General features: G+C 68.1%; 10 protein-coding genes. 9 read left to right on the top strand and 1 reads right to left on the bottom strand.

Annotation, left to right across the window (positions count from 1 at the left end; translation table 11 throughout):
• Positions 1–79: 79 nt before the first annotated feature.
• The 9 genes from JW792_RS15300 to JW792_RS15340 all read left to right on the top strand — a co-directional run bounded on the left by JW792_RS15300 (position 80) and on the right by JW792_RS15340 (position 11,889).
• Positions 80–1,522, top strand: coding sequence for a circularly permuted type 2 ATP-grasp protein (locus tag JW792_RS15300; RefSeq protein WP_135994936.1), 1,443 nt, complete (start codon positions 80–82; stop codon positions 1,520–1,522).
• Between the two features lie 46 nt (positions 1,523–1,568).
• Complete coding sequence (locus JW792_RS15305) at positions 1,569–2,459, top strand: alpha-E domain-containing protein (protein WP_241094990.1); 891 nt, start codon at positions 1,569–1,571, stop codon at positions 2,457–2,459.
• A gap of 85 nt (positions 2,460–2,544) precedes the next feature.
• Positions 2,545–3,477 (top strand): transglutaminase family protein, encoded by a 933-nt coding sequence (locus JW792_RS15310; RefSeq protein WP_206340827.1) that lies wholly within the window; start codon positions 2,545–2,547, stop codon positions 3,475–3,477.
• A 112-nt stretch (positions 3,478–3,589) separates the two neighbouring features.
• A complete protein-coding gene (locus JW792_RS15315) occupies positions 3,590–5,635 on the top strand; it encodes an alpha/beta hydrolase family protein (RefSeq protein WP_135994934.1) in 2,046 nt (681 codons plus the stop codon).
• Between the two features lie 130 nt (positions 5,636–5,765).
• Positions 5,766–7,817, top strand: a complete 2,052-nt coding sequence (locus tag JW792_RS15320; protein ID WP_135994933.1) for a S9 family peptidase — start codon at positions 5,766–5,768, stop codon at positions 7,815–7,817.
• Positions 7,818–7,946: 129 nt separating this feature from the next.
• Positions 7,947–8,726, top strand: coding sequence for a glucose 1-dehydrogenase (locus tag JW792_RS15325; RefSeq protein WP_135994932.1), 780 nt, complete (start codon positions 7,947–7,949; stop codon positions 8,724–8,726).
• Positions 8,727–8,735: 9 nt separating this feature from the next.
• A complete protein-coding gene (locus tag JW792_RS15330) occupies positions 8,736–9,956 on the top strand; it encodes a kynureninase (protein WP_135994931.1) in 1,221 nt (406 codons plus the stop codon).
• 77 nt (positions 9,957–10,033) lie between these two features.
• On the top strand, positions 10,034–11,101 hold the full coding sequence (locus tag JW792_RS15335) for an SMP-30/gluconolactonase/LRE family protein (RefSeq protein WP_135994930.1): 1,068 nt from the start codon (positions 10,034–10,036) through the stop codon (positions 11,099–11,101).
• Positions 11,098–11,889 carry an SDR family NAD(P)-dependent oxidoreductase gene (locus JW792_RS15340; RefSeq protein ID WP_135994929.1) on the top strand — a complete coding sequence of 264 codons (792 nt, stop codon included), beginning with the start codon at positions 11,098–11,100 and terminating at the stop codon, positions 11,887–11,889. The genes JW792_RS15335 and JW792_RS15340 overlap by 4 nt, the downstream gene beginning before the upstream one ends.
• Here the strand turns inward: JW792_RS15340 and JW792_RS15345 are convergent.
• Positions 11,886–12,302 carry a MerR family transcriptional regulator gene (locus tag JW792_RS15345; protein ID WP_135994928.1) on the bottom strand — a complete coding sequence of 139 codons (417 nt, stop codon included), beginning with the start codon at positions 12,300–12,302 and terminating at the stop codon, positions 11,886–11,888. The two genes, JW792_RS15340 and JW792_RS15345, sit on opposite strands and share 4 nt — an antisense overlap.
• Positions 12,303–12,396 lie beyond the last annotated feature (94 nt).

Here is a 12,396-nt window from a genome sequence, read left to right on the forward strand (position 1 = left end):
TTCTTCACGCGGACCGGGACGGCTTTGCGTGGACGCCACTATCCGTGCGAGGCTCGCCCCAAGCAACCGGGACGGATGGATGGCCACGCAGTCGCTCTTTGAAGGATACGACCACGCGGACAGTTTTTGCGAGATCACCGATCGCAAGGACGATCCGGAGATCGCGAAACTCTTCCTCAAGCGGCTCGGACAGCGGAACCTGCGCACGCTGGCGCGTCGCAAGAAGGGCGCCGAGGACGAGCTCTACAATCTCGGCATCACCTTCACCGTCTATTCCGGCGAGAAGACGATCGACCGGATTCTGCCGTTCGACATCGTGCCGCGCCCGATCACGGCGGACGACTTCGCCGGGCTCGAGGCCGGCATCGTGCAGCGCATCGAGGCGCTCAACCTCTTCCTGCACGACATCTATCACGACCGGAAGATCCTGAAGGACGGCGTGGTCCCGGAGGACCTCGTCCTGAAGAACAAGTATTATCTGAAGGAGATGGTCGGGGTCGACCTGCCGCAGGGGACCTATACCCATATCTGCGGCACCGACGTGATCCGCGACACCGACGGCAGCTTCCTCGTCCTCGAGGACAATTGCCGCTCGCCCTCCGGCGTCTCCTACGTGGTGGAGAACCGGCATCTGATGATGCGGCTCTTTCCCGACCTGATGGAGGGCGCGAGGGTGCGCCCGGTCTCGGACTACGGGCTCCGCCTGCGCGAGAAGCTCACCGAAACCGCGCCGGCGGGCGTGGACGATCCGCGCATCGTGCTGATGACGCCGGGGATATTCAACTCGGCCTATTTCGAGCACGTCTTCCTGGCGCGCGAGATGGGCGTGCCGCTGGTGGAGGGCCGCGACCTCTATGTCGACGAGACCGACCGGGTCTTCATGAAGACCGTGGCGGGCCCCGAGCCCGTCCACGTCATCTACCGCCGCATCGACGACGCCTTCCTCGATCCGGAGGTGTTCAGGAAGGACTCCATGCTGGGCACGCCGGGGCTGATGCGCGCGCTGAAGGCCGGCAAGCTGACCATCGCCAACGCCCCGGGCACCGGGGTCGCCGACGACAAGGCGATCTACGCCTACGTGCCGAAGATCGTGCGCTACTATCTCGACCAGGAACCGATCCTGAAGAACGTGCGCACCTATCTCTGCCGGGAGAAGGACGACCGCGGCTATGTGCGCGAGCACATCTCCGAGCTCGTCGTGAAGCCGGTCGGGGAATCGGGCGGCTACGGCATCGTCGTGGGTCCCAAGGCGAGCCGCAGGGAGCTCGACGAGGTCTGCGAGGCGATCGAGGCCGATCCGGCCAACTACATCGCCCAGCCGATGATCAATCTCTCGGTCTGCCCGACCCTGACGAGCGAGGGGCTGAGCCCGCGCCATGTCGATCTCAGACCCTTCGCGCTCACGGGCAGGAATACCTGGGTGATGCCGGGCGGGCTCACGCGGGTGGCGCTCAGGCGCGGCTCGATCATCGTCAATTCCAGCCAAGGGGGAGGGTCAAAAGATACCTGGGTCCTCGGTTAATCTGCTATCGCGCTTCGCGGAGAACGCATTCTGGATCGGCCGCTACGTGGAGCGGGCGGAAAATCTCGCGCGCCTCATCGCGGTCACGGAGGCGCTCTCGGCGGGCAATGACGACACCGAAAGCTGGACGTCGCTCCTGCAGACCTTCTTCGACGAGCCGGCCTACGAGGCGACGGGGCGGTCGAGGACCGGCCTGTCCATCTCGCGCTGGTACATCCTCGACAAGGACAATCCCAATTCGGTGATCTCCGCGCTGACGCTCGCGCGCGAGAACGCGCGCGCCCTGCGCCACATCATCCCGACCGAGATGTGGCGCCAGATCAATATGCTGCACGGCACCGTCGAAGGCCTGACCGCGCGCAAGGTCACCTTGCCCAGGCTCAACGAGATCTGCGAGTCGATCCGGCTCGGCTGCCAGGCCCATTTCGGGGTGGTGGATTCCACCTGGTATCGCGACGAGGCCTGGCTGTTCCACAAGCTGGGTTGCGAACTGGAACGGGCCGACCAGACCACGCGCCTGATGGATATTTCCAACTTCAAGCTGATGGCGCTCGGCGAGGACGGGGCGATCCCCACCGGCGCGTGGTGGAACTCGCTGCTGCGCCAGGCTTCGGGCTACCAGGCCTTCCGGCGCAAGCACCGGGTCAATGTCGACCCCGCCGACGCGGCCGCCTTCCTGCTGTTCGATTCCGATTTCCCGCGGTCGGTGCGCCTGTCCATGCTGCAGGCCTTCTCCCGGCTCGACGACCTGGAGACCGATTACAGCGCGCCCCCCGACCAGGCCCTCGTCGTGGCGCGCACCGCGCTGGCGACGCGCATGCAGGACAGGCCCGAAGCGCTGGTCGGCCACGGCCTGCATACCTATCTCGACGAGGTGCAGCGCGACCTCAACGGTTTTGCCAACGCGATCGCGAGCCGTTATTTCGGATCCGGTTGAACGCACGGGCGCAAACCCCGACTCCAGGGAGGCGAGAATCGGCGCACAGTCGTCTTCATCCCCGGCCCGGCCGAGCGAGGACGCCGTGAACCAGCTTGCCCGCGTGCGCACCGACCTGTTCCAGGTGCGCCACCTCACCCGGTATCGCTATCACAAGCCGGTGCGCTTCGGTCAGCACCGCGGCATGTTCCGGCCGATCGACGCGCCCGACCTGCGCCTCATCTCCATGCGTTTCGAGACCCGGCCCGAAGCGGTCGTCCACTGGGTCCACGACGTGTTCTCCAATGCGGTCACGCTGTTCGATTTCGAGGGGGAGAGCGACGTGCTCGAGGTGGAGTGCACGTTCGAGGTCGTGCGCTCCCATGTCGAGGAGCCGGTCTTTCCGATCGACGAGCACGCCCGGCTCTACCCGTTCGAGTACCGGCCCGAGCAGCAGGTCGATCTCGCCCCCTCCATCATGAGCCACTATTCCGACCCGGACGGAACGGTGCAGGCCTTCGCGCGCCGCTTCACCCAGGCCGGCAGCGGGGAGACCTGGAAGATCCTGGAGACCATGAACCAGGCGATCCACGAGGAATTCGACTATCAGCGCCGCGAGGAGCCGGGCGTGAGGACGCCGGCCGACACGATCGCGCGCAGGTCGGGCTCGTGCCGCGACTATGCCGTTCTGATGTGCGAGCTGGCGCGCCGGCTCGGCTTCGCGGCGCGCTTCGTGACGGGCTATCTCTACGATCCCTCGCTCGACGCGGCCGTCAACGGCGAGCGCGACGGCAAGCAGGGCTCGGGCGCGACCCATGCCTGGGTGACGATCTTCCTGCCCGGCGCGGGCTGGATCGAGTTCGACCCGACCAACGGCAATGTCGCCTCGGGCTCGCTGATCAAGACCGGTGTCGCGCGCACGGCCGGCCAGGCCGTGCCGCTGGCGGGCAGTTTCGAGGGCATGACCTCGGATGCGGCGGGCATGGAGGTGAGCGTGGAGGTGACCACGCTCGCGCCGACCCTGACGAGCGAGGAATAGGCGCTGCGCACGGCGGGCGCGAGAATCGCCGCCTGCGACGGATCGCTTTCTTTCCCGATGTGTTGCTGCGCTATAGATAGCGCAGCATCGACCACTTCCGGGAGGAGAAGAAATGAGCACACCCCTGTCCAGCCTGAAGGCGGCCGGCCTCGGCGCGATCCTCGCGCTCGGCGCCGCCTCGGCCGAGGCCCAGCGCCCGCTCGAGATCGAGGACCTGTTCGACCTCAGGCAGGTCGGCACCGCCGTCGTCCAGCCCGGCGGCGACCATGTCGCCTACGTGCTCGTCGAGCCGCGCGACGTCGTGGAAGGCGCCGATGACGGCACGCCGCGCACCTCGCTCTACGTCACCTCCGGTCCCGACCGCGGCCGTCTCTATGTCGAGCATCAGAGCTTCGGCGGGCTCGAATGGCAGGGCGAGGAGCGCCTGACCTTCCTGTCGCGCGGCGAGGACGACGAGGCGACCTCGCTCTACGAGATCCGCATCGACGGCGGCGAGGCGAGGAAGCTGTTCGAGCACGACACCTCGATCCAGGCCTATGCCTTCGCGCCGGACGGCGAGACCGTCTACTTCATCGCCGCCGAGGAGGCGGGCGAGCACGCCGACACGCTGTACGAGCGCGGCTTCCGCGCCAATGTCTACGAGGAGGACGAGACCTTCTCGCGCCTCTATCGCGTCGATCTCGGCGAGGAGGATCCCGATGCGGTCCAGTTCGAGCTCGCCGGCAATGCGAACGATCTCGCGCTGAGCCCGGACGGGGCCCTTCTCGCCGTCGCGCTCGCCCCGACCCCGCTGATCGACGACGCGCTGATGGAAACCCGCTGGCACATCCTCGATGCGCAAAGCGGCGAGGTCCGCGCCGAGATCGCGACGCCCGGCAAGATCGGGGAGGGCGTGTTCTCGCCCGACGCGCGCCGGTTCGCCTTCCTTGCCGCGGTCGACCGCGCCGACCCGGTGGCCCAGACCGTCCACGTCGCCGACGTGCGCAGCGGAGAGTATTCCGCGATCGCACGCGAGGCCGAGCAGCACGTCCAGACCATGGACTGGGAAAGCAACGACCGTCTCGTCGTGCTCGTCCATGCCGGGCTGCAGAGCGCGCTCGTCGAATACGATGTCGATGGCGACGAGGTGCGCCGCACGGTCTTCTCCGACTTCGTGGCCAATGCGATGGACCGCGACGCGCGCTCGGGGCGCCTGGCGCTCGTCGCCGATGCCCCCGGCCACCCGCGCGAGCTCTTCGTCTCGCAGCGCCGCGACTTCCGGCGCTGGACGAATTCCAATCCCTGGCTCTCCGGGATCGCCTTCGGCGACCAGCGCGGCTTCAGCTTCGAGGCGCGCGACGGCGTGCGCGTCGAAGGCGTGCTGGTGACGCCGCGCGGCGAGGCGCCCGAGGGTGGCTGGCCGCTGATCATGACCGTGCATGGCGGCCCGGAAGCCCACGATTCCAACGGCTGGGTGACCGGCTATTCGCGTCCCGGCCATATCGGCGCGGGCCGCGGCTTCGCGGTCTTCTATCCCAACTATCGCGGCTCGACCGGGCGCGGCGAGATGTTCGCCAAGCTCGACCACCAGGACGCGCCGGGCGAGGAGTTCAACGACCTCGTCGACGCGATCGGGGCTCTGTCCGAAGCGGGCATCGTGAACCCGGACAAGGTCGGCATCACCGGCGGCTCCTATGGCGGCTTCGCCTCGGCCTGGGGCGCGACGATCGCGTCCGAGCACTTCGCGGCCTCGGTGCCCTTCGTGGCGCTGACCGACCTCATCAGCTTCTTCGGCACGACCGAGATCCCGGTCGAGATGGTCGATGTCCACTTCATGCAATATCCCTGGCAGGACTGGCAGAGCTATCTCGAGCACTCCCCGATCCGCCACGCGCCGGGCTCGACCACGCCGACGCTGATCCTGCACGGCGAGGCCGACACCCGCGTCGACCCGTCCCAGTCCTACGAGCTCTACCGCTATCTGAAGATGGCGGGCGAGGCGCCGGTACGCCTGGTCACCTATCCCGGCGAGGGCCACGGCAACCGCAATGCGGCGGCGCAGTACGACTATGCGCTGCGCCTGATGCGCTGGATGGAGCACTATCTCCAGGGCGAGGGCGGCGAACCGCCGGCCCACGAGCTGCCCTACGAGGACCTGCTCGGTCTGGACGGGGAATAACCGGTCGAAACCGCCGGAAAACCGGGGCCGGACGCCGCGCGTCCGGCCCCTTTTTCCGTTCCGGGCCTCGTTTCCGGGCGCTGGCGCGTTATAACCCCGGTCAAAACGAGACCGACCAATGGAGGAGACGATGAGACACCGCCCGCACATCCGCCATTTCGCCGGCCTGCTCGCTGCCGGAGCGCTTGCCGCCGGCGCGCAAGCCCAGAGCCCCATGGAGATCGAGCACCTGTTCGAGATCGGCCAGGTCGGCTCCGCCGCGCTGTCCCCGGACGGCGAGCATGTCGCCTACGCCCTCTCCGACCCGCGCAACATCGCCGAGGGCGAGGAGAACGGGGCGGCCGACATCCACCTCTGGATCGGCCGGCGCGGGCAGACGCCGAGGGCCTATGTGCAGGGCGACATCACCGTGTCGGACGTCGCCTGGCGGCCGGGCGCCGGAACCGTGACCTTCACCGCCAAGCGCGGCGAGGACGAGCATCGCGCGCTCTACGAGATCGATCCGCAAGGGGGCGAGGCGGTGCGCCTGTTCGCCCACGAGAACGATCTCTCGCGCTATGTCTGGGGCCCGGATGGGCAGACCCTCTACTTCGTCGCCGAGGCGAAGGAGGAGGACGAGCCCTTCGAGGACAGGGGCTTCGACGCCTATGCCTATGAGGAAGACCCCGACTATTCCTACCTCTGGAGCGTGCGCTTCGAGGACGGGCAAGTCGGCGAGCCCGGGCGTTTCGATCTGGACGGCGATGTCAGCGATATCGAGATGTCCCATTCCGGCGAGACGATCGCCGTGGCGCTCGCCCCGACCCCGCTGATCGACGATTTCTACATGAACCGGCGCTGGCACATCGTGGAGACCGACGGCGGCGAGGTGCGCGCGGTCGTGGAGACCGACGGCAAGATCGGCCAGGTCGCCTTCTCGCCCGACGATTCCCGGCTCGCCTTCATCACCGGCGTCGACGTGAACGATCCTGCCGCCGGCACGCTGGCCGTCGTCGATGCCTCGTCCGGCGCGTACACGCTGATCGCCCGCGCGGCCGAGCAGCACGTCCAGGATGCGGACTGGCTCGACAACGACTCCATCCTGGCGCTGGCACATGTCAGCACGCAGAGCGCGCTCGTCACCTATTCGGTCACCGGGCGCGAGGAGCGGCGCGTGGTGCAGGACGATGTGGTGGTGCGCGACTTCGATCTCGATCACCGCAGCGGACGCTTCGCCGCGATCGCGGACTCCGCGCGCCATCCGCGCGAGGTCTTCTTCGGCGACCGGCGCGGCAACCTGCGCCGCCTGCACGACCACAACCCGCTCCTGGCCGGCCTGCAGCTGGGCGAGCAGCGGGTCTTCTCCTACGAGGCGCGCGATGGCGTGCGCATCGACGGGGTGCTGATCACCCCGCCGGGCGAGGCGCCCGAGGGCGGCTGGCCGCTCATCCTGACCGTCCACGGCGGGCCGGAGGCCCATGACAGCGACGGCTGGCTGACGAGCTATTCCGATCCCGGACATATCGGGGCGGGCGATGGCTATGCGGTCTACTATCCGAACTATCGCGGCTCGACCGGGCGCGGGGTGGACTTCGCCAAGGCCCACCAGCAGGACTATGCCGGGACCGAGTTCGACGATCTCGTCGACGCGGTCGACGCCCTTGCCGAGGCCGGCATCGTCGATCCCGACCGGGCCGGAATCACCGGCGGGTCCTATGGCGGCTATGCCTCGATGTGGGGCGCGACCGCGCTGTCCGAGCACTTTGCCGCCTCGGTCGCCTTCGTCGGCATCTCCGACAACATCTCCAAGTTCGGCACGACCGACATCCCGACCGAGATGTACCATGTCCACGCCCGCATCTGGCCGTGGGAAGACTGGCGCTTCTTCCTGGAGCGCAGCCCGATCTTCCATGTCGACAAGGCGCAGACGCCGCTGCTCATCCTGCACGGCGAGGAGGACACCCGCGTGCATCCCAGCCAGTCGATGGAGCTCTACCGGCACATGAAGGTGCGCACCGACACGCCCGTGCGGCTGATCTTCTATCCCGGAGAGGGCCACGGCAACCGCGGGGCCGCCGCCCAGTTCGACTACGCCCACCGCATGATGCGCTGGTTCGACCACTATCTCATGGGCGAAGGCGGCGAACCGCCGGCCCAGGAACTGCCGCTGGAGGAGCTGATCGGGAGCGAGGAGGAGGAGTAGTTTTCCGGTGTGATCGACAGGATGCGGCGGCTTCAGGCGAAGCCGCCGCATTTCGTTCGAGGGCACCTCTCGCCATCGCGGGAGTGCCGGTCTAGGCTCGCGCCAAATCACGAAACGGGAGGACTGCTCATGTCGGAAAAGGATCTGTCGCTGGAGGGCCGTGTCGCGCTCATCGCAGGGGCGAGCCGCGGAATCGGGGAAGCCACCGCCAGGCGCCTGGCGCGCAACGGCGCCATGGTGATCTGCTCCAGCCGCAAGATCGCCGACTGCCAGGCCGTCGCCGATGCGATCGTCAAGGAAGGCGGCAAGGCGCGCGCCATGGTGCTCCACCTGGGCGAGGCCGAGCATCGCGAGAAGGCGATGGAGGACATCAAGGCGAACGAGGGCCGGCTCGACATCCTGGTCAACAACGGTGCCACCTCGCCCTATTTCGGCGAGGCGCGCGACACGCCCGACAGCGCCTGGGACAAGACGTTCGAGGTCAATGTGAAGGGTCCGTTCTTCCTGTCCTCGCTGGCGGTGAACACCTTCATGAAGGAGCAGGGCAAGGGCGCGATCGTCAATGTCGCCTCGATCAACGGCATCCGGCCGGGCTTCTTTCAGGGCGCCTACTCGATCTCCAAGGCCGCTCTGATCTCCGCCACGCAGGTCCTCGCCCAGGAATGCGGCGGGTTCGGCGTGCGCGTGAACGCGCTGTGTCCGGGCCTCACCGAGACCAAGCTCGCCAGCGCGCTCACCTCCAATCCCGAACTGGAAGGCATGATGCAGCGCAATTTCTCGATCCAGCGCGTCGGCCAGCCCGAGGACATGGCCGCGGCCATTCATTATCTCGCGAGCGACGCGTCGAGCTACATGACCGGCCAGTGCCTGATCGTGGATGGCGGCATCACCGCCCGCGGACCTCTCTGAGGTTCGCCCATGGCCCTACCCGAGCGTGAAGAGATCGCGCGGCTCGATGCGGACGATCCGCTGAAGGGCGCGCGCGACCGGTTCGACCTTCCCGACGGCGTCATCTATCTCGACGGCAATTCGCTGGGTCCCCCGCCCAGGCGCGCGCTGGAACGCCTCGAGGAAGCGGCGCGCGTGGAGTGGGGGCGCGGCCTCATCAAGTCGTGGAACGATGCCGGCTGGATGGACCTGCCGCTGACGACGGGCGCGAAGCTCGCCCGCCTGATCGGCGCGGACGAAGGCGAGGTGGTGTGCGCGGACACGGTCACCATCCTCATCTTCAAGCTCGCCGCCGCGCTGATCCGGACCAGGCCCGGCAAGGCGGTGGCGGTCGAACGCGGGGACTTCCCGACCGACGGCTACGTGCTCGAAGGCCTGTCCAGGCTCGCCGGCTGCCCCTTCGCCTATGTCGAGCCGGGCACCTCGCCGGCGGACATGAACAAGGACATCGGCGTCCTCGTCAGGAGCGCGGTCCACTACAAGACCGCCGAGATCGCCGACATCGCCCGATGGGAAGCCGAGGCGAAGCAGACGGGGCTCGACATCGTCTGGGACCTTTCCCATGCCACCGGCCTCGTCGACCTGCACCTGAAGCGCGACGGGGCGAAATATGCGGTCGGCTGCGGCTACAAATTCCTCAATGGCGGGCCCGGCGCGCCGGCCTTCCTCTATTGCCGGTCCGACCTCATCGGGGACATCGACCATCCCCTGACCGGCTGGCTCGGCCATGCCGCGCCCTTCGATTTCACCGACGGCTACGTGCCGGCCGGCGATATCCGCCGCTTCATCACCTCCTCGCCCTCGATCCTGGCGATCACCAGCCTGAAGGCCGCGCTGGAGGCCTATGACGGGCTCGATCTCGCCCGGGTCGAGGAGAAGGCGCGGCGGCTCGGCGACATCTTCCTTCAGGCCGCCGGCGAGCTCGGCCTTGCCACCATCTCGCCGGGCATCGGGGAGCGGCGCGGCGGGCATGTCTGCATCCGCCACCCGCACGGCTACGCGGTGGTGCAGGCGCTCATCGCGCGCGGCATCATCGGCGATTTCCGCGCGCCGGACCTGATGCGCTTCGGCTTCAGCCCGCTCTACCTGTCGTATGCGGAGGTCTTCGACGCGGCCCTGCAGATGATGGAGGTCGTCGAGACGCGCGAATACGAGCGCCCCGAGTTCAATGTACGCAAGGCGGTGACCTGAAGCCGCTTGCGTGCCGGCGCGATCCTCCGCAATCTTCCCGCCGGCAAAGCCTTGAAAACGGGCCGGGGAGGAAAGCCATGACCTGGATCGTCCGGGGCGCGATCGCGCTCGGTATCGTCGTCCTCTTGCTGCTGGGGCTCGCCTACGGGCCGGGCGCGCTGCAGGCGCAGCGCTTCGAGCCGGTGCCGCTCGATCCCGAACTCGACGCGATGTTCACAGACCCGCTCGAGCCGCTGGCGCGCGAGGGCGACTTCTTCGGCGCGGAGGATCTCGAGCCCGGCCCGGACGGACGGCTCTATACCAGCCTCGCCGACGGGCGCATCCTGGCGCGCGCTCCCGAAGGGGGCTGGGAGGAATTCGCCCATACCGGCGGGCGCCCGCTCGGCCTCGCCTTCGGCCCGGACGGCGCCCTGTTCGTCGCCGATGCGCTCAAGGGCCTCCTGAAGCGGACACAGACCGGCTGGCAGACCTGGCTCGCCGACGAGAGCGAGGGCGGGCCGCTCGTCTTCACCGACGATCTCACCGTGCTGGCGGACGGCTCGGTGATCCTCACCGACGCCTCGCGGCGCTATGGCTACGGCGAATACATGACCTCCTTCCTCGAAGGCGAGCAGACCGGGGTGGTCTACCGCGTCACGGCCCCTGGCGAATACACCGTGCTGATGGAAGGGCGCGCCTTCATCAACGGGGTCGACCACGATCCGGCGACGGGCCTCGTCTACGTCAACGAGACCTGGGCCGGGCAGGTCTGGGAGCTCGACCCGGCCTCCGGCGAGCACCGGGTCATCATCGACGGGCTTCCCGGCTATCCCGACAATCTCGAATTCGACGCCGGGCGCGGTCTCATCTGGATCGCGCTGCCCTCGCGGCGCAGCCCGGAGCTGGAGCCGCTGCATCCGCGCCCCTTCGTGAAGCGGCTTGCCTGGCGCTGGATCCAGGTCGCGGGCCTGCCCGAGCTTCCGCCGCGGCCCGTCATGGGCCTCGCGATCACGCCCGAAGGCGAGCCCGTCCATGCGCTCCTAGGGCCGGACGACCAGGATTTCGGGATCACCACGATCCTGCCCTGGCAGGGCGCGCTGTGGGTCGCCGGCCTCGAGCGGGAAGGCGTGGAGACCTATCCGCTGCCCGGAGGCCGCGAACGATGAGCCGGACCGTCCTCGTCACCGGCGGCTCGCGCGGCATCGGCCTGGCCCTGTCGCGCGAGTTCGCGCGGCGCGGCGATCGCCTGCTCTGGGCCTCGCTGAAGGCGCAGGAGATCGAGGACGGCCGACGCGCCCTGCTCGCCGATCATCCGGATGCGCAGGTCGAGGGCCTCCCGATCGATCTCTCGGCGCCCGGCACCCCCGAGGAGGTGGTCAACTGGGCCCTGTCCAGGGCCGAGCGCATCGACGCGCTCGTCAACAATGCCGGCTTCGGCGCCTACGGGCTGAGCAAGGATATCGCCTTCGAGCGCGAGCGCGCGATGATCGCCGTCAACGTCTCCGCCCTGCATGCCCTCACGCGCGCCTTCATCCCCGTGATGGAGGACGCCGGGGGCGGATCGATCGTCAACATCGCCTCCAACTCGGCCTACCAGCCCGCGCCGGGCCTCGCGGTCTATGCCGCCACCAAGGCCTTCGTGAAGCACTATTCCGAGGCGCTCGCCGCCGAGCTGAAGGAGGCCGCAAGCCCTGTCCGCGTGCTGACGGTCTGCCCGGCAGCGGTCAGGGATACCGACTTCAAGACCGACGCGGACATGGCCCATATCCGCACCTTCGACTCCATCGCCACCACCACGGCCGAAGAGGTCGCGCGCGACATCGTCAGGGGGCTGGAAACCGGCAAGGACTTCGTGCTGACCGGCGCGGCCATGCGGCGCTCCTATCTGCTGATGAAGCTCCTGCCCGCACCGGCGGTGCGCTGGCTAGTGCGCCGCGAACTTGCCGGCGTCTAGCGGACGCGCCGCGCGAGGCGCTCCTTCGCGCCGTCGTGGATCACCTTGAGCTCGGCGAGCGTCGTATCGATCTGGGCGCGTTTGTCTTCCAGCTCGGCGATCTTCTCGGCCGTCTTCTCGATGACGAATCTGAGCTGGCGCTCCCGGCCCTCGCCCTCGCGCCCGTAGAGGTCGAGGAAGGTCTTGATGTCGGACAGCTTCGAGCCGATCGCCTTGGCGCGAAGGATCAGGCTCAGCCGGCGCTTGTCGGCCTCGGTGTAGATGCGCTGCTGCCCCACGCGGCGCGGGTGCAGGAGGCCCTTATCCTCGTAGAAGCGGATGGCGCGCGGCGTCACGCCGAACGCCTCGGCGAGATCGGCGATGCCGTAGAGCGCCTCGCCGGCGTCGCGAGATGATGACCGTACGTCGTCCATGGTCAAATCATTAGCGCCGCATGCTTCCCCTTACAAGAGGCACTTGACGTATACGTCAGCCATGAGGGAAGGTCGGTTCCCGGACGAGCCCGCA

Origin of the sequence: Marinicauda algicola, assembly GCF_017161425.1 — a bacterium.
In the GTDB taxonomy this organism is placed as follows: domain Bacteria; phylum Pseudomonadota; class Alphaproteobacteria; order Caulobacterales; family Maricaulaceae; genus Marinicauda; species Marinicauda algicola.

Coding starts and splice junctions, on each gene's coding strand:
- JW792_RS15335 (WP_135994930.1), top strand. CDS start 10,034: ATGACCTGGATCGTCCGGGGCGCGATCGCGCTCGGTATCGTCGTCCTC.
- JW792_RS15325 (WP_135994932.1), top strand. CDS start 7,947: ATGTCGGAAAAGGATCTGTCGCTGGAGGGCCGTGTCGCGCTCATCGCA.
- JW792_RS15315 (WP_135994934.1), top strand. CDS start 3,590: ATGAGCACACCCCTGTCCAGCCTGAAGGCGGCCGGCCTCGGCGCGATC.
- JW792_RS15330 (WP_135994931.1), top strand. CDS start 8,736: ATGGCCCTACCCGAGCGTGAAGAGATCGCGCGGCTCGATGCGGACGAT.
- JW792_RS15340 (WP_135994929.1), top strand. CDS start 11,098: ATGAGCCGGACCGTCCTCGTCACCGGCGGCTCGCGCGGCATCGGCCTG.
- JW792_RS15345 (WP_135994928.1), bottom strand. CDS start 12,302: ATGGACGACGTACGGTCATCATCTCGCGACGCCGGCGAGGCGCTCTAC.
- JW792_RS15320 (WP_135994933.1), top strand. CDS start 5,766: ATGAGACACCGCCCGCACATCCGCCATTTCGCCGGCCTGCTCGCTGCC.
- JW792_RS15300 (WP_135994936.1), top strand. CDS start 80: ATGGCCACGCAGTCGCTCTTTGAAGGATACGACCACGCGGACAGTTTT.